This window comes from Anaerotignum lactatifermentans DSM 14214 (assembly GCF_900142265.1).
GTDB classification, from domain to species: Bacteria; Bacillota; Clostridia; order Lachnospirales; family Anaerotignaceae; genus Anaerotignum; species Anaerotignum lactatifermentans.
Genome location: NZ_FRAH01000027.1, coordinates 24,280 through 44,642, shown reverse-complemented (window position 1 = coordinate 44,642; position 20,363 = coordinate 24,280). Strand labels below are relative to the sequence as shown.

23 protein-coding genes are annotated in these 20,363 nt (G+C 41.1%); 21 read left to right on the top strand and 2 right to left on the bottom strand.

Annotation, left to right across the window (positions count from 1 at the left end):
* Positions 1-272: helix-turn-helix domain-containing protein (locus tag BUB35_RS08895; RefSeq protein WP_072850980.1), on the bottom strand; the 272-nt coding region annotated here is incomplete at its 3' end.
* A 119-nt stretch (positions 273-391) separates the two neighbouring features.
* On the opposite strand from BUB35_RS08895, the gene brnQ reads away from it, so the two are divergent.
* The 8 genes from brnQ to BUB35_RS08855 all read left to right on the top strand — a co-directional run bounded on the left by brnQ (position 392) and on the right by BUB35_RS08855 (position 10,404).
* Positions 392-1,672 carry a branched-chain amino acid transport system II carrier protein gene (brnQ, locus tag BUB35_RS08890; RefSeq protein ID WP_072850978.1) on the top strand — a complete coding sequence of 427 codons (1,281 nt, stop codon included), beginning with the start codon at positions 392-394 and terminating at the stop codon, positions 1,670-1,672.
* An 80-nt stretch (positions 1,673-1,752) separates the two neighbouring features.
* The gene (gene iorA / locus BUB35_RS08885) at positions 1,753-3,531 is read left to right on the top strand and encodes an indolepyruvate ferredoxin oxidoreductase subunit alpha (protein WP_072850976.1); all 1,779 of its coding nucleotides are present in this window, start codon (positions 1,753-1,755) and stop codon (positions 3,529-3,531) included.
* Between the two features lie 4 nt (positions 3,532-3,535).
* Positions 3,536-4,120 (top strand): indolepyruvate oxidoreductase subunit beta, encoded by a 585-nt coding sequence (locus BUB35_RS08880; protein ID WP_072850974.1) that lies wholly within the window; start codon positions 3,536-3,538, stop codon positions 4,118-4,120.
* A 50-nt stretch (positions 4,121-4,170) separates the two neighbouring features.
* On the top strand, positions 4,171-5,352 hold the full coding sequence (locus BUB35_RS08875) for a pyridoxal phosphate-dependent aminotransferase (RefSeq protein WP_072850972.1): 1,182 nt from the start codon (positions 4,171-4,173) through the stop codon (positions 5,350-5,352).
* A gap of 41 nt (positions 5,353-5,393) precedes the next feature.
* The gene (gene iorA, locus BUB35_RS08870; RefSeq protein ID WP_072850970.1) at positions 5,394-7,172 is read left to right on the top strand and encodes an indolepyruvate ferredoxin oxidoreductase subunit alpha; all 1,779 of its coding nucleotides are present in this window, start codon (positions 5,394-5,396) and stop codon (positions 7,170-7,172) included.
* 1 nt (position 7,173) lies between these two features.
* Positions 7,174-7,746 carry an indolepyruvate oxidoreductase subunit beta gene (locus BUB35_RS08865; RefSeq protein WP_072850967.1) on the top strand — a complete coding sequence of 191 codons (573 nt, stop codon included), beginning with the start codon at positions 7,174-7,176 and terminating at the stop codon, positions 7,744-7,746.
* A 100-nt stretch (positions 7,747-7,846) separates the two neighbouring features.
* Positions 7,847-9,184: an acetyl-CoA hydrolase/transferase family protein gene (locus BUB35_RS08860; protein ID WP_072850965.1), complete on the top strand. Its 1,338-nt coding sequence runs from the start codon at positions 7,847-7,849 to the stop codon at positions 9,182-9,184.
* Positions 9,185-9,195: 11 nt separating this feature from the next.
* Positions 9,196-10,404, top strand: a complete 1,209-nt coding sequence (locus tag BUB35_RS08855; RefSeq protein WP_072850963.1) for an MFS transporter — start codon at positions 9,196-9,198, stop codon at positions 10,402-10,404.
* 248 nt (positions 10,405-10,652) lie between these two features.
* Here the strand turns inward: BUB35_RS08855 and BUB35_RS08850 are convergent, their stop codons facing one another.
* Positions 10,653-11,558, bottom strand: coding sequence for a LysR family transcriptional regulator (locus BUB35_RS08850; protein ID WP_072850961.1), 906 nt, complete (start codon positions 11,556-11,558; stop codon positions 10,653-10,655).
* A gap of 114 nt (positions 11,559-11,672) precedes the next feature.
* Between BUB35_RS08850 and BUB35_RS08845 the strand changes: the two genes are divergently transcribed.
* The 13 genes from BUB35_RS08845 (at position 11,673) to BUB35_RS08785 (ending at position 20,337) form a co-directional block, all read left to right on the top strand.
* Positions 11,673-12,176: a flavodoxin gene (locus BUB35_RS08845; protein ID WP_072850959.1), complete on the top strand. Its 504-nt coding sequence runs from the start codon at positions 11,673-11,675 to the stop codon at positions 12,174-12,176.
* A gap of 13 nt (positions 12,177-12,189) precedes the next feature.
* Positions 12,190-12,609, top strand: coding sequence for a cupin domain-containing protein (locus BUB35_RS08840; RefSeq protein ID WP_072850957.1), 420 nt, complete (start codon positions 12,190-12,192; stop codon positions 12,607-12,609).
* A gap of 5 nt (positions 12,610-12,614) precedes the next feature.
* On the top strand, positions 12,615-12,944 hold the full coding sequence (locus tag BUB35_RS08835) for a carboxymuconolactone decarboxylase family protein (RefSeq protein WP_072850955.1): 330 nt from the start codon (positions 12,615-12,617) through the stop codon (positions 12,942-12,944).
* On the top strand, positions 12,941-13,477 hold the full coding sequence (locus tag BUB35_RS08830; RefSeq protein ID WP_072850953.1) for a flavodoxin family protein: 537 nt from the start codon (positions 12,941-12,943) through the stop codon (positions 13,475-13,477). Before BUB35_RS08835 ends, BUB35_RS08830 begins: the two co-directional genes overlap by 4 nt.
* The gene (locus BUB35_RS08825; protein ID WP_330391138.1) at positions 13,474-14,304 is read left to right on the top strand and encodes an SDR family oxidoreductase; all 831 of its coding nucleotides are present in this window, start codon (positions 13,474-13,476) and stop codon (positions 14,302-14,304) included. The genes BUB35_RS08830 and BUB35_RS08825 overlap by 4 nt, the downstream gene beginning before the upstream one ends.
* 29 nt (positions 14,305-14,333) lie before the next feature.
* Positions 14,334-15,326, top strand: coding sequence for an alpha/beta hydrolase (locus BUB35_RS08820; RefSeq protein ID WP_072850951.1), 993 nt, complete (start codon positions 14,334-14,336; stop codon positions 15,324-15,326).
* A gap of 308 nt (positions 15,327-15,634) precedes the next feature.
* Positions 15,635-16,465, top strand: coding sequence for a DUF2262 domain-containing protein (locus BUB35_RS08815; protein ID WP_072850949.1), 831 nt, complete (start codon positions 15,635-15,637; stop codon positions 16,463-16,465).
* A 15-nt stretch (positions 16,466-16,480) separates the two neighbouring features.
* On the top strand, positions 16,481-17,206 hold the full coding sequence (locus tag BUB35_RS08810) for a DUF4241 domain-containing protein (protein ID WP_072850947.1): 726 nt from the start codon (positions 16,481-16,483) through the stop codon (positions 17,204-17,206).
* A 15-nt stretch (positions 17,207-17,221) separates the two neighbouring features.
* Positions 17,222-17,548, top strand: coding sequence for a DUF5713 family protein (locus BUB35_RS08805; protein ID WP_072850945.1), 327 nt, complete (start codon positions 17,222-17,224; stop codon positions 17,546-17,548).
* A 5-nt stretch (positions 17,549-17,553) separates the two neighbouring features.
* Complete coding sequence (locus BUB35_RS08800; RefSeq protein WP_072850943.1) at positions 17,554-17,907, top strand: hypothetical protein; 354 nt, start codon at positions 17,554-17,556, stop codon at positions 17,905-17,907.
* 7 nt (positions 17,908-17,914) lie between these two features.
* A complete protein-coding gene (locus tag BUB35_RS08795) occupies positions 17,915-18,895 on the top strand; it encodes an NTF2 fold immunity protein (RefSeq protein WP_084730629.1) in 981 nt (326 codons plus the stop codon).
* A 402-nt stretch (positions 18,896-19,297) separates the two neighbouring features.
* Complete coding sequence (locus BUB35_RS08790) at positions 19,298-19,852, top strand: RNA 2'-phosphotransferase (protein ID WP_072850939.1); 555 nt, start codon at positions 19,298-19,300, stop codon at positions 19,850-19,852.
* A gap of 134 nt (positions 19,853-19,986) precedes the next feature.
* Entirely contained in the window at positions 19,987-20,337 is a 351-nt protein-coding gene (locus tag BUB35_RS08785; protein ID WP_072850937.1) for a DUF6547 family protein, read from the top strand.
* Positions 20,338-20,363 lie beyond the last annotated feature (26 nt).

Sequence of the window (20,363 nt, the reverse complement as noted above, 5' to 3'; positions counted from 1 at the left end):
CGCAGCCGTTGATTTTCTGCAATCAAATCTTCCTCTATCTCTTTAGGCAGCTTTGCTGGCTGTCCTGTATTTTTACGTCCCCGTCGTTCTACCGCTAAACCTTCTGGACCCTCCTCAAGATAGATGCGCTCCCAGCGCTTAATAATACCGAGACAGTTGATATTAAATCTTCTCATGGTTTCACTGAGACTTAGACCTTCTTCCCGCATCGTTTCTACCACCAGTTGCTTGAATTCTGGTGTATATCGTTTATTTGGTACTCCTTTTGGCATAAAAATCACCCCACTTGTTATTCAGTATATCATACTGTCTAACAAATGGGGTGCAGTTCAAAAGTTAGAAATGTTACCGGATTTATAACTGTAATAATGTATGGAAGGGAGAATGTGTAATGAATAATCTTAAGGGTAAAGACATCATGGCGGTTGGCTTAACAATGTTTGCGATTTTCTTTGGCGCAGGCAACTTGATATTTCCGCCCTATTTGGGGAGAATGACAGGCGCGGAATGGTTCCTGGGATTCTTTTTCTTCTTCATTGTCGATATCGGTGTTTCCATGATCGCAATTTTTGCTACCATTCGAAGCAACGATTTGTCCATGACTGGTATTCCCAGCAGATTGGGGAAAAAGATGGCAACCGTTGTAGCAATCATCATTGCTACCTGTCTTGCACCTTGCTTGGCTGTACCCAGAACTGCTGCAACAACATTTGAAATGGGCTGGTCACAGATGTTTCCCAGCTTAAGCATTTGGGTTTTCAGCTTTATCTTCTTTGCAATTGTTTGTTTCCTGACAATTCGTCCATCCAAGGTCGTTGATATCGTAGGTAATTATCTGACACCTATTCTTGTAATTTGTGTACTTGTACTGATTGTTCTTGGTATTGTAGATCCCATTGGTCCCATTGCAGAAGAATCTACAGTAGTAACAATCAAAGAAGGTATCATCAATGGTTATCAGACAATGGACCCTCTGGGCGTTGGCTTGATCATCGTAGCAATCATGGGTGCAGTAACTGAAAAAGGTTATGCAACAAAAGATATACAGGGGCGTCTGCTGGCAAGAGCAGCCCTGCTGGCCGGAATTTTGCTGTTCGTTATCTATGGTGGTTTGACACACCTTGGCTCTACTGTTTCTTCTGGCAGTTATGAAGATTACAACCAGGCAGCACTGCTGGTAGCAATCACAGAAGAATTGTTGGGCACATGGGGCGTTATCATGATGGCAGTTATCGTATTGTTCGCATGTTTGACAACTGCAATTGGTCTGACATCTGGTTTTGCAGGTACACTGGAAAAACTGACAAACGGCAGATGCAAATACAAAACAGTCGTAATTGTAATGTCCGTATTCTCCTTCGTAGTATCTAATGCTGGTATCGACAAAATCATCAGCGTAGCAGCACCTATTCTGTCTGTAATCTTCCCTTGCTTCATCACAATGTCCGTATTGATGTTCTTTGGGAAATATATCAAAAATGACAACGTAATCAGAGTGGCAACACTGTTCGCATTCGTAATCAGCTTGTCTGAAGTTCTGGCTGGTTTTGGTCTGCCTCTGACATATACTCAGTATCTGCCACTGCATGAATATTCTCTGGGATGGATTCTGCCTGCAGTCATCGGCGGTATCATCGGTAAATTCATTCCCTGTAAGCAAAGTGAAGCGTAAGGAAAAATCATTCCATCGTCAAAAAATGTAAAAGTACATCATGACATATGACACAACCAAAGCAGATAAGGAGGATAGTTATGAAAAAACTGATGACAGGTAACGAAGCTCTGGTGCAGGGCGCATGGGAAGCCGGCGTATTAGTTGCTTCCGCATATCCGGGCACCCCTTCCACAGAAATTATCGAAAATATGTCTGCACGGAAGGAAGTTTACTCCGAATGGGCACCCAACGAAAAGGTAGCAATGGAAGCTGCCATCGGTGCATCTATCGCAGGTGTAAGAAGTTTAGCAGCAATGAAGCATGTAGGCTTGAATGTTGCTGCAGATCCTCTGTTTACATTTGTTTATACTGGTGTAAATGGCGGTATGGTTGTTGTAACTGCCGATGAACCTGGACAGCATTCTTCTCAGAATGAACAGGACAACAGAAATTATGCACGAGCTGCAATGATTCCCATGATGGAACCTGCAACAAGTGCAGAAGCAAGAGATTTCATGAAAGAAGCTTACGAAATTTCTGAGCGTTTTGATACACCGGTACTCATGAGAATGACCACAAGAGCTTGTCATTCCAAAGGGCTGGTAGACTGTGGCGACAGAGTGGAAAAAGCTCCTGTAAAACCTTATGAGAAAAATGCGAAGAAATATGTAATGGTTCCTGCCAATGCAAAGGTGCGCAGAGTGGAACTGGCAGAAAGGCTGAAAAAGTTAGAAGAATTCTCCGAACAGACACCGCTGAACTTTGTGGAAGACAATGGAAGCAAAGTTGGTGTGATTACTTCTGGTATGTGTTACTGTTTTGCAAAAGAAGTTTTTGGCGATGATGTAAACTATTTGAAATTGGGCTTTACATATCCACTGCCTCAGAAAAAAATCGCAGAATTCTGCAAAGGTTTAGATACGATCTATGTAATCGAAGAAAATGATCCGCTGATCGAAGCAGAAGTACAGAGACTTGGCTTTGAACCAAAAGGCAAAAATACATTCCCCGCTTATGACGAACTGACATCCGATGTAATTCGCAGATGTGTTCATGGCGAAGAATTTGAAACCATTGATTATGACAAAGCAAAAGTTGTTCCCAGACCCCCCGCACTGTGTGCAGGATGTCCTCATAGAGGTTTCTTCTATGAACTGGGCAAGAGAAAGAATGTCATGGTAACAGGTGACATCGGCTGTTATACACTGGGCTTTGCGGAACCTTACAACGCAATTGATTCCTGCGTATGTATGGGTGCAGCTTTCTCCACAGGTCATGGCGCTGCGAAAGCTTTCGAACAGAAGGGCGAAGATACGAGAGTGGTTGGTGTCATGGGTGACTCCACATTCTTCCATACAGGTATCAACTCCCTGACAGAATGTCTGTACAACAATTCCAAGACCGTCAGTGTTATTCTCGACAACAGAATTACTGGTATGACAGGTCATCAGGAAAACCCTGGTTCTGGCAAACATGCAGATGGCAGTGATGCAACAGCAATCGACATTGAAACCATATGTAGAGCACTGGGTGCAAAAAATATCAGAACCATCGACCCCAACAATCTGACACTCATGAGAGAAACACTGGATTGGACTCTTGGTCTGGATGAACCTTCTGTAATCATCACAAAATGGCCTTGCGTTCTGAAGAAATTCAGCGAAGACGATAAAGCGAAATTCCCTACAGCATACAAGACCAAAGACGTTGTAGACACAGATAAATGTATTGGCTGTAAGCTGTGCCTGAAGACAGGCTGTCCCGCTCTTTACATTGACAGAGAAACCAAAAAAGCTGGTATTGATTCTCTGCAGTGTGTAGGCTGCGGCGTATGTGAACAGGTATGTCCGAAACAGGCAATCGGAAAGGAGCGCTAAGAAGATGAGTGATAAAAAAACAAAAAGCATTTTGCTGGTTGGCGTAGGCGGTCAGGGTACCATCCTTGCTTCTAAGCTCCTGACACTGGGTCTGATGGAAGAGGGATATGATGTAAAAATGAGTGAGATCCACGGTATGAGCCAAAGGGGCGGCAGCGTATCTTCTCAGGTAAGATATGGTGAAAAAGTTTGGTCTCCCGTTATTGAAAAAGGCTCCGCGGATATGATCGTATCTTTTGAAAAAATGGAAGCTCTGAGATGGCTGGAATACCTGAAAAAAGATGGAAAAGTTGTTGTCAACAATCACGAAATGATGCCGATGCCCGTCATCATGGGTAAGGCGGATTATTCTCCAGATATCATTAAAGAAATGCAGGATAACTGCAAAGACGTTACGGTTGTTAACGCAACAGAAGAAGCAGTCAAACTTGGCAATGGCAAAGTAATGAATATCATCCTCCTTGGCACCATCATCAAAGCCATGGGTCTGGAAGATATCAACTGGAATAAGATTGTCAGTGAAAATGTGAAACCTGCATTTGTAGAAGATAACCTGAAGGCAATTCAAGTGGGTATGAGCCTTGTGTGATACTTGCAAAAGATAAAGTAACTGCAACAAAAGAGAATGGAGGCTGAAATATGTATAATCAGTATTTTTATGGTCTTGGTAGTGCGAAATCCTGTATTCGCGAATTGTTTGAATACGGTTTGCAGCAAGCAGCAGTAGTAGGTAAGGAAAACGTTTTCGATTTCTCTCTGGGCAATCCCAGTATTCCTGCTCCTCCAGCTGTAAACGAAGCTGCAATTGATATTATCAAGAATGAAGATAGTCTGCTGGTTCATGGATATAGCAGCGCACCTGGCTTTGCTGATGCAAGAGATGCGGTTGCAAAAGAACTGGCAGAACGTACAGGAACAGAAATTCATGGCGCAGACCTGTATTTCACCTGTGGTGCAGCACCTGCACTGATTGCAGTGTGCAAAGCACTGAATATTGACAGCAATACAGAAATTCTGGCAGTTGCACCGTTCTTCCCTGAATATCGTCCTTTTGTTGAAAGTACCGGCAGCAAGTTCGTATATGTACCTGCCGATACAGAACACTTCCAGATTGATCTGAAAACATTAGAAGCAATGATCAATGAACATACACAGGCAGTGATCATTAACTCTCCCAACAACCCCTCCGGCGTTGTATTCAGCAGAGAAACACTGGAAAAAGTGGCAGCGATCCTGACAAAGAAGAGTGAAGAACTTGGTAGACCTGTATATCTGATTTCCGATGAACCTTATCGTGAACTGGTATATGATGGTGTAGAAGTGCCTTGGCTTCCTTCTATCTACAAAGATACACTCGTATGCTATTCTTATTCCAAATCTCTGTCTCTGCCCGGCGAACGTATCGGTTATGTATATGTTCCCGAAAAAATGACAGATGCAAAAGAAATGTTTGCTGCAATCGCAGGGGCATCCAGAGTAATTGGTCATGTATGTCCTCCGACACTGATTCAGCGTGTAGTTGCTCGCTGTGCATATGAAAAACCTGACCTGGAAGCATACGATGTAAACCGGAAACTGCTTTACAATGGTCTGAAGAAAATTGGTTATGAATGTGCAAGTCCTGACGGTGCGTTCTATCTGTTCGTAAAAGCACCCGGCGGCGATGGAAAAGCTTTCTCTGAAAAATGTAAGCTGAAAAATCTGTTGGTCGTTCCTTCCGACGATTTTGGCGTAGAAGGTTATTTCAGACTGTGCTACTGCGTAGCAAAAGAAACAATCGAAAAATCCCTGCCGATTTTTGAAGAAGTATTCAACGCATAAAAATGTGTATTTATTATGGAATGGAAGAAGGAAATTGAAGTATGAAGAAATTAATGACAGGTAACGAAGCTTTGGTGAGAGGCGCTTGGGAAGCTGGCGTGAATTTTGCATCAGCTTACCCTGGTACTCCCAGTACAGAAATTCTGGAAAATATGACCGGCTACAAAGAAGTGTATTCTGAATGGGCACCCAACGAAAAAGTAGCTCTGGAAGCAGCTGTTGGTGCATCTATCGCAGGTGCAAGAAGTATGGCTTCTATGAAACACGTTGGTCTGAACGTAGCGGCAGACCCTCTGTTCTCTTTTGTATATCAGGGCGTAAACGGCGGTATGGTTATTATTACAGCTGACGAACCCGGTCAGCATTCTTCTCAGAATGAACAGGATAACAGACATTATGCAAAAGCAGCAAAACTTGCTATGATGGAACCCTCCGATTCTCAGGAAGCAAGAGCATTCATGAAAGAAGCTTTTGAAATTTCTGAAAAACTGGATACTCCTATCCTGATGAGAATGACAACAAGACTTTGCCATTCTAAAGGTATCGTAGACTGCGGTGAAAGAGTAGAAGTTCCTGCAAAAAAATATGAAAAGAATATTGCAAAACATCTGAATCCTCCCACAATTGCAAAAAAACAGAGAATCCTGCTGGAAGATAGACTGGTAAAACTGAAAGAATTCTCTGAAACAACACCTATGAACAGAATCGAAGACAATGGCAAAAAAGTCGGCGTTGTTGTTTCCGGTATGTGCTATTGCTATGCGAAAGAAGTTTTCGGTGATGATGTAAACTATCTGAAACTTGGTTTTACATATCCTCTGCCTTCTGACCTGATCAAAAAATTCTGCACAGGTCTGGATATTATCTATGTAATCGAAGAAAATGATCCTATTTTGGAAGAAGAAATCCAGAGACTTGGCTTCGATCCCAAAGGCAAAAACACATTCCCTGCATATGACGAACTGACACCTGACGTAATCAGAAAATGCGTATTCGGCAAAACATATGACAGCGTAGATTACGACAGAACAAAAGTAGTAGCTCGTCCACCCGCACTGTGCGCAGGCTGCCCTCACAGAGGTCTGTTCTATGAACTGGGCAAGAAAAAGAATGTATTGATTTCTGGTGATATTGGATGTTATACTCTGGGTTACGCAGATCCTTACAATGCAATGGACCTGAACCTGTGTATGGGCGCAAGTTTCTCCATGGGTCATGGCGCAGCTAAGAAATTCGAAATGTTCCACGAAGATATGAGAGTTGTATCTGTTTTGGGCGACTCCACATTCTTCCACACAGGTATGAACTCCCTGGTTGAATGTATTTACAATGGTTCTAAGACCGTAAATATCATTCTGGACAACAGAATCACAGGTATGACTGGTCATCAGGAAAACCCTGGTACAGGTAAACATGCTGACGGCAGCGATGCAACAGAACTGGATATCGAAACAGTATGCAGATCTTTGGGTGCGAAAAACATCAGAACAATCAACCCCAACAACCTGCAGCTGGTAAGAGAAACCTTGGATTGGGCACTTTCTCTTGACGAACCTTCTGTTATCATCACAAAATACCCTTGCGTATTGAAGAAATTCAGTGAAGAAGATAAAGCAAAATTCCCTGAAGCATATAAAACAAAGAACATTGTTGACAAAGATAAATGTATCGGATGTAAGATGTGCTTGAAGAGCGGATGTCCTGCTTTGTTCCTGAACAGAGATGATAAGAAAGCAGAAATCGATCCTCTGCAGTGCGTAGGCTGTGATGTATGCCAGCAGATTTGTCCTAAGAATGCAATCGGAAAGGTGGAGAAATAAGATGACAAAGAGTGTATTATTGGTTGGTGTAGGTGGTCAGGGTACTATCCTTGCTTCTAAACTTCTGACATTGGGCCTGATGGAAGAAGGCTATGACGTAAAAATGAGTGAAATCCACGGCATGAGCCAGAGAGGCGGCAGCGTTTCTTCTCAGGTTAGATATGGTGATAAAGTTTGGTCTCCCGTTATTGAAAAAGGTTCCGCAGACATGATCGTGTCTTTCGAAAAAATGGAAGCACTGAGATGGCTGGAATACCTGAAAAAAGACGGTAAAGTTGTTGTCAACGATCATGAAATGATGCCCATGCCCGTTATTATGGGGAAAGCTGATTATGCAGCTGACATCATTGATGAAATCAAAAAAGCATGCCACGATGTAACTGTTGTAAACGCAACAGAAGAAGCAGTGAAACTGGGCAACGGCAAAGTTATGAACATCATCCTGCTGGGCACAATCATCAAGGCTATGAAACTGGACAACATCGATTGGGACAGAATCGTAAGAGAAAACGTAAAACCTGCTTTTGTTGAAGACAACCTGAAAGCAATCAAAGTAGGTATGGATTTGGTATAACAGGAAATACTGACTCTAGGTAAATAAAGTAGGCGAATCTCAGCAATACAACCGCTGGGATTCGCTGTTTCTAAAATTTCTAGGAAATGAGTGTTGAATTATGAATGTATATGAAGAATACAAAAAGAAACTGGTATCTGCTGAAGAAGCAGTAAAAATTGTTAAAAGTGGTGATTGGGTAGACTACAGCCAGACCTGCTCTTTCCCAGAAGATTTGGACGCTGCCCTTGCAGCACGCAGAGATGAACTGGAAGATGTCAACGTAAGAAATGCCATCAGCATGAAACCTGTTCAGGTTGTAGAACAGGATCCTGACCAGAAAGCATTTACTTATAACCTGTGGCATTGCTCCGGTATCGACAGAAAATATGTAGATCAGGGGAGAGCTTTCTATTCTCCTATGCTTTTCAGAAATTGCGGTTCCTACTATACAAGAGGCTATGCACCCGTTAACGTGGCTATGATTACCGTAGCACCCATGGACAAAAACGGTTATTTCAGCTACGGTCTGACAAACTGCTGTATGCAGGAAATGCTGGACGCTGCTGATCATATTATCTTGGAAGTAAACCCCAATATGCCTTTTGTTTTTGGTATGGAATGTGACCATATCCATATTTCTGAAGTTGACTACGTTGTAGAAAGCACAAAACCTCTGGGTATTGCTCCCGGTGGTGCACCTTCTGAAATCGACAAAAAAATTGCGGGAAATATTTTCCCTTACCTGTATGATGGTATCACACTGCAGATTGGTATTGGCGGCATGCCCAACGCTTTGGGTGGTCTGATTGCTGATTCCGACCTGAAAGATCTGGGTATGCACACAGAACTGATGAGTGATGGCTACCTGAAACTATATCAGGCTGGCAAAATCACAAATAAGAAAAAACTGCTGAACCGCGGCAAAGGTGTATTCTCCATCTGTAATGGTTCCACAGACCTGTATGAATTCCTGGATCACAACATTGATATTATGTCTGCACCTATGAGATACGTAAACAATCCTGAAACCATCAGACAGCTGGACCATTTTGTATCTATCAACGGCTGTGTATCCATGGACCTGTATGGTCAGGTTTGCTCCGAAACATCCGGCACAAGGCATATCAGTGGTACAGGCGGACAGCTGGACTTCGTAACAGGTGCTTATGCTGCTGAACATGGACAGGCATTCCTGGCAATGTCTTCCACATTCAAAGACAAACAGGGAGAAGTGCATTCTCGTATTCTGCCTAAATTTACAGCAGGTGATGTAATCACAACACCTAGAACACAGGCACCTAGAATGGTAACAGAATATGGTGTTGCACAATTGTCTGGCTTGGCAACATGGCAGAGAGCCGAAGCTATCATCTCCATTGCCCATCCTGATTTCCGTGATGAATTGATTAAAGCAGCTGAAGAACAGAAGATTTGGCGGAGATCCAACAAGCGATAGGAGGAAAACCTATGGGTGCAAGTGTAAATCGTTGGATAAAGCTGATCGCGGGGACGTTCATGTTATTGTTCCTCGGTTTGCTTTATGCATGGTCTATTTTCAATGCTCCATTCAAAAGTGTCTATGAAAGTTGGACAGTTTCACAATTGTCCATGACATTTACGATTTCCATGATTTTCTTTTGCCTGAGTGCATTCGTGGCAGGGAATCTTGCGAAAAAAATCAGCACACAAAATATTCTGCGGATTGCAGCAGTTATGCTTTTTGTTGGATTCTTCGGGGTATCTATGCTTAATCCTGAAGATTCCGCTACAAGCTTGATTCTTCTGTATATCCTCTATGGGTTCCTGTGCGGCAGCGGTGTTGGTATGGGATATAATGCCATTATCAGTACGGTCAACAAAAGCTTTGCAGACAGAGCAGGCTTGGCATCTGGTGTCATGCTGCTGGGCTTTGGTCTGGGTGGTATTGTATTAGGCGGCACTGTTGGTAGTGTTATTGAAAAGATCGGCTTATTTCCAACATTCAGAATCTTAGGCATATTGATTGCAGTTGTTTTGTTTGTTGGATCAATATTCATCACACCACCTCCTGTGGAACCCGGAAAAACAGTTGAACAGAAAAAGCCCGATGACTTTGGTTATACAGCAAGTGAAATGATCCGGGAAAAATCCTTCTGGATATTCGTTGTTTGGACCATTCTGTTGAATTCTGCCAGCCTTCTGGTAATCAACAGCGCAGCAACAATTGCAGTTTCCTTTGGCATTCCTGCTGTTTTGGGGCTTATTGTTTCTCTGTTTAATGGTATCGGACGTGTGATTCATGGTGCATTCTTTGACCGTTTTAAAGAAAAGAAATCTACCTTGTTGAATACAAGCTTCGTGCTTTGTGCAGGTATTTTGTTAACATTAGGTGCGTTCTTTAACGCTGCGCCATTCATCCTGCTGGGTCTGATCTTCAGTGGTCTTGGATATGGCGGTACACCAACATTGGCGTCCACTGTAATTCTGGATCGCTTTGGACCCAAAAACTATGCTGTTAACTTCAGTATTGCCAACTTTTCTCTGGCACCGGCAGCAATCATTGGTCCAATGATTTCCAGTGTTCTGATTGAAAAATCCGGCGGTGCGTATAACAGTACATTTTGGATGATTATCATTCTTGCGGCTGTGGCAATGGTTTTGAGATTGTTTTTGAAAGAGCAACATGCTCACAAATAACTGTCGATCAAAATAACCTCCAAAATAATGACATACTGTACATGACAAAAGAACGTTAATATTGCAAAAGAGATGTTCCTAAAATACTTCAAAATTATTGAAGCAGCCAAAGGATGTGGCTTGCCATCTGTTCATTGCGGATGGCAAGCCTTTTTAATTTACAAAACAAAAATAGCCAGAATCCCCAAAATAAAGGATTCTGGCTATTTTTAATATCTCATTTTTTTGTGAGAAGTCAAATCAAAAAATTATATTTCTTTCGGCAAAGATTTGATATTCTTCACTGCCTGCACAAACTGCAAAACATCTTTTGGTGCATCAAAACTATAGAGTAAACCATAAGGAATGCTGTAATCCCAATTAACAGGAATAGAAACCAAACCAGGATGAACATCCCGCCAACACTCAATGGTTAAAAGTACGTTTCCTGTTTCTGCACAACGATTAAATACAGAAAGGTCGTAGAATTGCGGTGTGTCTTCAATGTGTATTTGTGGGTGATTCTTTTCCAGATCACTACGGATATGGTCATTTGTTTCTGAATCGCCTTTTCGTACCATCATCAGTGTTTCACCATGAAGATCTTCTACATTGATGCTGCTTCGTGATGCGAGAGGATGCTCCCGGGAAACAGCAACCATTTTTTGATACCTTCCAAGGGGAAGAAAATTACATCTGCAAAGCCATTCTTTAGAATCGCAGACACCAATGAGGAAGTCAAACTTTTCTCCAAGCTTTTCAATTTCAGAAAGAATCCCATCATGATTATCTGCAAAGGGAACAAGATGCAGCTTATAGGAAGGAAAATCCTGATTGACCAGATACCACAAATCCATAAAAGGTTTTGCGGGATTCAGCAAGGATGTACCAACGCAAAAGGTTGTTTCATAGTCATAAAGGGCAGCTTTTGCTTTAGAAATCGCTTTTTGGGAATACTCCATCATGAATTTTGCTTCTTTGTAAATGACAGCACCTGCTTGCGTCAAGTGAATGCCAGAGGGAGTGCGTTCGATGAGTTTCAATTCTAAATGCTTTTCCAATGCATTCATTTGCTTCATAACAGCTGTTGGTGATATGAACAATACTTCAGATGCTTTTGTAAAACTGCCGCAGTCAGCAACAGCCACAAAGGTGTTTAAAAGTGGGTTATACATGATACACCTCCAACACAAAGTATAAACCAATGGTTTATACAATCATAACATATTGGAGATTCTTCGTCAATCAATGGGGCGGTATAATAAAAACAAAGAAAAGGAGGGAACAAGATGGGAAAAAAGTTGATTGCTTTTTATTCAAGAGCTGATGAAAATTATGTAAGTGGCATGCTGAGAAATTTGACAGTAGGAAATACGGAAGTGGCAGCAGGCATTCTGCAGGAATTGACAGATGCGGATTTGTTCAAGATTGAGCAGATGCAGCCTTATGCGAAAGGCTACAATCAGTGTATCGCGCAGGCACAGGAAGACCAGAAACGAGATGCCCGTCCTGAATTAAAGGCGTATCCCGAAAGCATAGATGCTTATGATACCATTTATCTTGGCTTCCCCAATTACTGGAGTACCATGCCTATGGCAGTCTTTACGTTTTTGGAACATTTTGATTTTAGTGGAAAAATTATCAAACCTTTCTGCACACATGAAGGAAGTGGAATGGGACGGAGTGAAAAGGACATCAAACGCTTATGCCCCAATGCAAAAGTAGAAAAAGGGTTGGCAATTTACGGCAGCAGTGTGAGCCGTTCCAGAAAAGATTTTGAAAAATGGATATAAGGAGGAATGAAGCATGAAACCAGAAGAAATGAGCGTATTTCCCGTAGGGGAACCGAATGATGCATACGCAAAATATTTTGTTGGTCAGAGCTATTTGAATATGCTTTCTACGGAACAGGTAGTGGTAGGCAATGTAACATTTGAACCGGGATGCCGCAATAACTGGCACATCCATCATGCAGACAAAGGCGGTGGACAGATGCTGCTGGTAACTGCCGGAGAAGGTTGGTATCAGGAATGGGGTCAGAAACCCGTAAAACTTCATCCGGGCAGCGTTGTACACATTCCAACTGGTGTAAAACATTGGCATGGTGCAGCAGCAGATTCCTGGTTCCAGCATCTGGCAATTGAAGTGCCCGGGGAAAATTGCAGCAACGAATGGTGTGAACCTGTTTCAGATGAAGCATATGCAAAATTGGAAGAAGAGGTGTAAAGATTATGGCAAAAGTAACAGCAGGTAGAGATGAACTGGGTGCATTCGCACCTAAATTTGCGGAATTAAATGATGATGTTCTTTTCGGTCAGGTGTGGTCTAGAGAAGAACAGTTATCTGCAAGAGATAGAAGTATTGTAACGGTAACAGCACTGATGGCAAGCGGTATTCTGGATTCTTCTTTGAAATTCCACTTACAGAACGCAAAAAATCACGGCGTAACAGCAGAAGAAATGGCAGAAATTTTGACACATGCTGCCTTTTATGCAGGATGGCCAAAGGCATGGGCAGCATTCCGTATGGCAAAAGAAGTTTGGGAGGATGCAGATAAATGAAAAATGTATTGATTATTTCAGCAAGTCCGAGAAAACATGGCAATTCTGATACACTTTGCGATTACTTTGCAAAAGGTGCACAGGAAAGCGGTAATCACGTAGAAAAGGTCTTTCTGGCTGAAAAGAATATTGGCTACTGTACTGGATGTGGTGTTTGTAATGAAACACATCTTTGTGTGCAGAAGGATGATATGAAAGAAATTCTGGATAAAATGGTGACAGCAGATGTCATTGTATTTTCAACACCTGTTTACTTCTATTCCATGAACGGGAGAATGAAAAACTTTATTGATAGAACCGTTCCCAGATATACGGAAATCACAAACAAGGATTTTTATTTCATCATGACCGCAGCTGATACAGACAAAGCAAATCTGGCGCGTACCATGGAAGCATTCCGTGGATTTACAGAAGACTGTCTGGAAGGAACCAAAGAAGCAGGTATCATCTATGGAACAGGTGCATGGCATAAGGGTGAAATTGAGAAAACTCCGGCTTGTCAAGAAGCCTACGAAATGGGGAAATCCTTATGATGAAAAAGAATGTAATGCTCTGGGTAGGTGCAGGGCAGATTGGTATGGCAATTGCTCGCAGAATGGGTTATGGTATGAAAATCATTGTAGGGGATAAGAAGCTGGAAAACGCAGTGAAAACAGCAGAAATTATGAATCAAGCAGGATTTGATGTTGTTCCGCTTGAAATGGATTTATCATCAAAGGAATCAATTTGTTCCATGATTGCGGAAGGTCAGAAATACGGCCCTATCAAAGTGCTGGTCAATGCTGCAGGTGTTTCTCCCAGTCAAGCGTCCATCAAGACCATTTTACAGGTAGATTTATATGGCACAGCTGTTCTTTTGGAAGAAGTAGGAAAAGTAATTTGTGAAGGCGGCGTTGGTGTAACCATTTCAAGTCAATCTGGTTTTCGTATGCCGGCTTTGACAACCGAGGAAGATGAACTGCTCGCATGTACACCTGTAGATGAACTTTTGGAATTGGATATTTTACAGGAAGAACATATTAAAGATACGCTCCATGCTTACCAGATTGCAAAAAGATGCAATGAAAAACGGGTTATGGCACAGGCTGTAGAGTGGGGGAAACGTGGGGCAAGACTCAATGCCATTGCTCCTGGCATTATTGTAACACCTTTGGCTCTTGATGAATTTAAAGGTGTTAGAGGAGATTTTTATAAAAATATGTTTAAAAACTGTCCTGCTGGTAGACCTGGAACCGCTGACGAAATTGCCAATATTGCAGAATTATTAATGAGCGACCGTGGTTCATTTATCACAGGTTCTACTTTTTTAGCTGATGGCGGCGCGACGGCAGCTTATTACTATGGTGATTTGAAGAATTAAAAATTTTGTTCGTATAGGAAGGTGAAAATATGACGCAATTACACTTAACAGAAGAATGGGATAAAGTCTTTCCAAAAAGTGATAAAGTTACACATTCCAAAGTGACTTTTCATAACCGCTATGGAATCACACTTGTAGCAGACTTATATACGCCTGTAAATGCAACAGGAAAACTGCCAGCCATTGCTGTATGCGGACCTTTCGGCGCCGTAAAAGAACAGGCATCTGGTTTATATGCGCAAACTATGGCAGAACGGGGTTTTTTGACCATGGCATTCGATCCTTCTTTTACAGGAGAAAGTGGCGGTGAACCTAGATACATGGCTTCTCCTGATATCAATACAGAAGATTTTCAAGCAGCTGTGGACTTCCTGTCTGTTCAGGAATATGTTGACCCTGAAAAAATTGGTATCATCGGCATTTGTGGATGGGGCGGCATGGCGCTGAATGCTGCAGCAATTGATACAAGAATTAAAGCAACAGTGACAGCAACCATGTATGATATGAGCCGCGTCAACGCCAACGGCTATTTTGACTCCGAAAATAGTGAGGAGCAGCGCTTTGAAAAACGAAAGGCACTGAATCAGCAAAGAACAGAAGAATATAAAACATGTGTTTACGTTCGCGGCGGCGGTGTAGTTGATCCTTTGCCAGAAGATGCTCCATTTTTTGTAAAAGATTATTATGATTACTATAAAACGGAACGAGGATATCATATCCGTTCTTTGAATTCTAATGATGGTTGGAATGTTACAGGTTGTATGTCTTTTCTGAATATGCCTATTTTACGCTACAGCAATGAAATTAGAAGCGCAGTGCTGATCATTCATGGAGAAAAGGCACACTCTTGCTATTTCAGCAAAGATGCCTATGCGGACATGGTAAAAGATAATGCTTATACGGAAAATAAAGAACTGATGATTATCCCAGACACTGTACATACGGATTTGTATGATGGTGGTGGAAAAAACGCCATTCCTTTTGATAAGATCACCGCATTTTTTCAGAAAAATTTGAAATAACTTAAAAAGTATATAATGCATTGATAGAAAAAGCTTTCTGTTTCAGAAAGCTTTTTTTTGTAAAGGTTGTTTGGAAGTTGTTAAAAATGAATTTAGGAATCAGATTATTATAAAGTGCTCTTTACGTTTATTTAGCCATCATTTACAATAGATGTATATGAATGATGGACATTTGCTTTTCTAAAAACTGGTTACAAATAAGCTATTGACGAACTGCTGGTTTATAGAGAATGATTGCAATCAGAAACCATATCATTGATGCCTGAAATCCCTATATTTTGGGCTGCATTTTAAAGGAGATGTTTAAAATGAATGAGAAGTTTTATGAAAAATATTCCCCTGATGAACAGGAAGCATTTGTTTTGATACAGCAAACTCTTGGCGCAAGTCCTTTTGAGAATCAATGGGAAATGCTGACAACCACTCTTGGTATGGTGTTCTGTACAAATGGCAAAGTTGATACAAAAAGAGGACGTTTGAACTGGCTTATTACAGAAGAGGAACGCAGCAGTCAAAACACTTGGAACAGATTCAAAAAAGGACAGATTTGTCGTATGAAAATTCGAAAGCTGCTGGATAAATATGTCCCTAAGAATGTCGCACCAGAAGAATTCAACGCTTGGTGTGTAGTTGATGTGTTGGAACAAAAGGCTTCCTGTCCACAGCTTGAGGAAGTTTGGGAAGCATATAATCAGCCTGTTATCATCGAGGATGAAGTGCTGGGAAAGCTGACATTGAATCGGGATTTCGAAATGTTCGAAGGTTCATTCCAGTGGAATGAAACAGAAATTTCGCTGGTGCTGGAAGTAGATGCGCAGGACCGGTCTACATGGAAAACTACCTGCAATACTGCCAGAAGTATGGTTTCAGAGCTGGAAAAATGGGATCAGGACATGCGTGCTTTTTCTGCAAAAGAGCTGACGAGCCTTGCCAATGAGTGGATGGAAGAAGATGATGAAAGTACTTCGCCCATTACAGAGAAAATCTTTGCAGAACGTATTTCACTGTCTGAACTTGCTTTTCCCTTTGAGGATGGATTTACTGCTTATTATGAGGATGATGATATGTTTTGGGGACATACCATTGAAGTTTCTGGTTCCTTGGAGCATGGAATAGAACGTGCCAACATTGTGGGATAAAAAGGAGGAAATGCAATGCCGCAAAAAGAATGGATGGAAAAATATGAAGCGATAAAAGAAAAATTAACCTGCAAAATTGATTTGGATGCTTATTTCACAGAAAAGATGATCAGAAAAACCCCAATAGATGTACTGGAAATTGGGGATGTGCCTTTTCCTACAGGTGCGATATTCGCATGTGATCCGTTGATTGAACTGGAGGATATGGAACCATTTATGCAGACCATTCCCTCAGGGATTTATCCAGTGAAAATCTGCGTGGTACCAAGTGAAAAATACGGTGATCGGTATGCCTGTGTAAAAGTAGAAATCAGTCATCAGAAACCTGTTCGTTATGAATTAGGAATGTTGGGGAATGAAAACTTGGATGATGAACTGGAAGAAGATGCCTTTTTTGGTTTTGGTGTGGACGCAGGCATGGGTTGTATTGCGGATGTGAAAGCACAAGAAGCTTTCAATGCGTATTGGGAACAGCGTCTAAAAGATGATCCGGACATAGACCCTTATAATAATCTGTTTTGCGATTTGTTAGAAGAAAACGCAAAAAAATATCCAAAGTATCAAAGAGAATATGGTGACTGGTTAAACTGGAATATTCCAAATACTGACTGCAATGTTCCTATTTTTGCATCCGGCTGGGGAGATGGCGCATACCCTTCTTATTTTGGCTATGATGCGGAAGGAAATGTTTGCGGTGTGTATATCCATTTTATTGATATTGCGCAAGAATACGACGAATAAGCGGTGATAGGAACTATGAAATTATTTGACACCAATTATAAACTTTTAGATGAGATGTATCAGGATGATTACTATCCAACTTTTTTGGTAGACAAAGTAAAAGACGAACTCCAGAAGGTCATTGATTTGCTGGAAAGCGGTGAAACAGATGTAGAAGTCGTACAGGAAAAACTGGATGAAGCAGTCTGTGGTATCAATGACTTGCAGGAGGAATTTGACCAGAATGACAGTGAGATTGAAACAGTCGCACGAGACTGTATTGGAGTAACTGTGGCTTATATTTTGGAATGGTTTGCCATTCCCATTGATATAGAAGAGGCAATCCGAGAAAGGGATTGGTGAGAATCATGGCAGTTGAAGACATGTTTGGTGATTTACAAAAAATCGATATTCTTGCAGAAAAACGTGAAACCAATGAAGTTTTAATGGTTTTGGTCTGCAATGGCTTTATTGATGGTTCTCCTCAAACACAAAAAGCGCTGCTGGATAAGATGGAGGGTTACCTTAATCACACACAAAGTGAAGTATTCCAAGAAAAATATGCAGATTGGTCTGTTATTTTGCGCGTGACTTTTGATGAAGAACCGGACCAGCTCATTATGTCGTTGCTCAATAAGTGTAAACCTTGGGCAGATGACTATGCAGTAAAGCTGGAGTTTGAAATTGGAGGAAAACAGGTGCGCTTTGTGGAGCAAAGCTGACATCTCTATGAAAGGAAGAATTATAATGACAGAATTTCCCAAACGCGCACGAACCATACGGTGGGAAAATGATATTTTAATATTCGATGGAGAAAGAACTATAGAAATGCCGGAACTGACCATGGAAATCATGGAGAAGTTGGCAGATTATAAGCCGGTTGGATTTTATGTGAAAAACAATGCTCTGACGGATGAATTGTTGATGCCATTTATTGGCTCTAAAAATATGGTGAATTTCGGTGTGGAATATGGACGATTAACAGATGTTTGTTTTTATGTGTTTGCAACTATGCCAAAGTTGCGTTATCTGCTCCTTGATGGTAATCGCAGAATCACGGGAAGCAGTTTAAATGTAATGAAGGAATGTAAGATTGATCTGTTGACGCTCAATCATACAGGTCTCAATGACAATGGTTTGTTGCAGGCGGCTTCTATTCCGAAACTTACACATATCCAGATAGACCATACGGCAGTTACATATGAAGGACTTTTGAATATTGCAAATCATCCTAGAATTGAGCCAGTTTCTAAAGAACAGTTCAATCAGGAACAGATGGAACATTTCTCAAAGCTTCAAAGAGAAAAGGCGAAAAAATCGGTAAAGCTGGATCAGCAGGCGGTGGAAGAATGTCAGAAGATACTGAAAGATTTTTTTGAAGCCATGACAATATGGGAAAAGTATGTATCTCAAAAGGGCTTTGAGGATGAAGAGGTAAAACTGCAATTGATGAATATTTGGGAACAGTACGTCAGCGAAAAACCAAGATTAGGATACCGTCCTTTGGCACTTTCTTACAGCCCCGCAGGAACTTATAGCGAAGACATGTTTATAGATGCGGAACAGCTTACAAAGAATAAATTATATATTTATACTAAAACAAAAAGTGCGGGCTTTGAACGCCGTTTTCTCATGAAACGAATAGGTGAAAAATGGAAAATTGAGGCTTTGCAGGAACGGTTAGATGGCTGGCAGCGGATTGGATTATGATAGTCAAATCACGAAATTCATGAATCAATCTGGTATTAATCAACAAGAAAAGTTAATTGTAGGAGCATGGTATTATGGTGATCCCATTTAGGAGGGGCTATATAACAGAAAATTTCCACAAGAGAAAGATTGGTATTTTCAGGAAGCAATTGAAATACATATTGTCATTTGCATTTCAGCAATAAACATACATGAGAAACAGGATACAGACGTTGTAGTGTATATGAAGTCTCAATAGACATCATTGATCTTATGATTGCTATAAGAGTGTATGGATTAGTAAATGTGCAGAATTTTTTAGAAGATATAATTATTTTCAAATGATTGAACATGGAAGTGAAAGATATAAAGAGATGACAAAAGAAGTCATCAATGTTAGGAGAACATCGGGAGAAGATATATATGAGAGTAACAAATTCTGACTTAACAAAAATCAGCAAATATATCAGTTTGATTTTACGGCATAAGCCAGAGGTCATTGGGATTCAATTGGATGCCAATGGCTGGGCAAATGTGGAGGCACTTTTAGCAGGCATTGGCAGGAAATATCCCATTGATTTTGAGGTTTTAGAGGAAATTGTAAGAACTGACAACAAAGAGAGGTATTCCTTTAACGAAGATAAAACCAAGATTCGTGCAAATCAAGGACATTCCATTCAGGTCGATGTGGAGCTTTCTGTAACGGAGCCGCCGGAAATCTTGTATCATGGGACAGCGGAACGGTTTTCTGCTTCCATTGAGGCAAAAGGGTTACTTCCTCAATACCGATTATATGTTCATTTGTCTCCTGATACGGCAACGGCAGAAAAAGTAGGACGCAGACATGGAAAACCAGTTATTTATCTGGTCAATGCAGGGCAGATGCAGCAGGATGGATACACTTTTCTTCTATCCGCCAATGGTGTATGGCTGACAAAGATGGTTCCTGCACAATATCTGAAAAGGTTAGGAAAGTAAGGTATGATACATATTTATATTTCAAGGCAATCTGCACTAGGAACTGGCAGATATGATTATGACAGAAGGCAACTTTTGAAAATACAAAATCGAAATAAATTCTTAATTATAATGGAAAAACGAGGAAGATGTGTATGGGCAAAGAATTAGAATTATATAAAGCATTTATTGATGGTCTTGTAGAACAAAAGGATAGCGTGACAGCAAAATGGGTTTTAGAAGGCAGTTTTCCTCATACACAGGACAATCAGGCAAAAAATAAATTCCTTTCTTCTTTGACACTTGAACAAAAAAGTATGTTGGCAGAGATGCTTCAGGAAGAACATATTGCTGGAATCCATGATACGCTGGCGTATATCAATGAAATGATGGATTTGGATGGGTTGGAACTTCATCAGGATGGAGAATCTTATCCCAATGATGCTTTTGAAAGCCTGCATTATGATTTTATCAGCAGATGTGAAAGAGACCAATGGCCGGAATAAATTTTATGATTTGAACGGAGTTTTTG

Excerpts from the sequence above, each read along its gene's own strand:
- brnQ (WP_072850978.1), top strand. The coding sequence starts at position 392 with ATGAATAATCTTAAGGGTAAAGACATCATGGCGGTTGGCTTAACAATG.
- iorA (WP_072850976.1), top strand. The coding sequence starts at position 1,753 with ATGAAAAAACTGATGACAGGTAACGAAGCTCTGGTGCAGGGCGCATGG.
- BUB35_RS08880 (WP_072850974.1), top strand. The coding sequence starts at position 3,536 with ATGAGTGATAAAAAAACAAAAAGCATTTTGCTGGTTGGCGTAGGCGGT.
- BUB35_RS08875 (WP_072850972.1), top strand. The coding sequence starts at position 4,171 with ATGTATAATCAGTATTTTTATGGTCTTGGTAGTGCGAAATCCTGTATT.
- iorA (WP_072850970.1), top strand. The coding sequence starts at position 5,394 with ATGAAGAAATTAATGACAGGTAACGAAGCTTTGGTGAGAGGCGCTTGG.
- BUB35_RS08865 (WP_072850967.1), top strand. The coding sequence starts at position 7,174 with ATGACAAAGAGTGTATTATTGGTTGGTGTAGGTGGTCAGGGTACTATC.
- BUB35_RS08860 (WP_072850965.1), top strand. The coding sequence starts at position 7,847 with ATGAATGTATATGAAGAATACAAAAAGAAACTGGTATCTGCTGAAGAA.
- BUB35_RS08855 (WP_072850963.1), top strand. The coding sequence starts at position 9,196 with ATGGGTGCAAGTGTAAATCGTTGGATAAAGCTGATCGCGGGGACGTTC.
- BUB35_RS08850 (WP_072850961.1), bottom strand. The coding sequence starts at position 11,558 with ATGTATAACCCACTTTTAAACACCTTTGTGGCTGTTGCTGACTGCGGC.
- BUB35_RS08845 (WP_072850959.1), top strand. The coding sequence starts at position 11,673 with ATGGGAAAAAAGTTGATTGCTTTTTATTCAAGAGCTGATGAAAATTAT.
- BUB35_RS08840 (WP_072850957.1), top strand. The coding sequence starts at position 12,190 with ATGAAACCAGAAGAAATGAGCGTATTTCCCGTAGGGGAACCGAATGAT.
- BUB35_RS08835 (WP_072850955.1), top strand. The coding sequence starts at position 12,615 with ATGGCAAAAGTAACAGCAGGTAGAGATGAACTGGGTGCATTCGCACCT.
- BUB35_RS08830 (WP_072850953.1), top strand. The coding sequence starts at position 12,941 with ATGAAAAATGTATTGATTATTTCAGCAAGTCCGAGAAAACATGGCAAT.
- BUB35_RS08825 (WP_330391138.1), top strand. The coding sequence starts at position 13,474 with ATGATGAAAAAGAATGTAATGCTCTGGGTAGGTGCAGGGCAGATTGGT.
- BUB35_RS08820 (WP_072850951.1), top strand. The coding sequence starts at position 14,334 with ATGACGCAATTACACTTAACAGAAGAATGGGATAAAGTCTTTCCAAAA.
- BUB35_RS08815 (WP_072850949.1), top strand. The coding sequence starts at position 15,635 with ATGAATGAGAAGTTTTATGAAAAATATTCCCCTGATGAACAGGAAGCA.
- BUB35_RS08810 (WP_072850947.1), top strand. The coding sequence starts at position 16,481 with ATGCCGCAAAAAGAATGGATGGAAAAATATGAAGCGATAAAAGAAAAA.
- BUB35_RS08805 (WP_072850945.1), top strand. The coding sequence starts at position 17,222 with ATGAAATTATTTGACACCAATTATAAACTTTTAGATGAGATGTATCAG.
- BUB35_RS08800 (WP_072850943.1), top strand. The coding sequence starts at position 17,554 with ATGGCAGTTGAAGACATGTTTGGTGATTTACAAAAAATCGATATTCTT.
- BUB35_RS08795 (WP_084730629.1), top strand. The coding sequence starts at position 17,915 with ATGAAAGGAAGAATTATAATGACAGAATTTCCCAAACGCGCACGAACC.
- BUB35_RS08790 (WP_072850939.1), top strand. The coding sequence starts at position 19,298 with ATGAGAGTAACAAATTCTGACTTAACAAAAATCAGCAAATATATCAGT.
- BUB35_RS08785 (WP_072850937.1), top strand. The coding sequence starts at position 19,987 with ATGGGCAAAGAATTAGAATTATATAAAGCATTTATTGATGGTCTTGTA.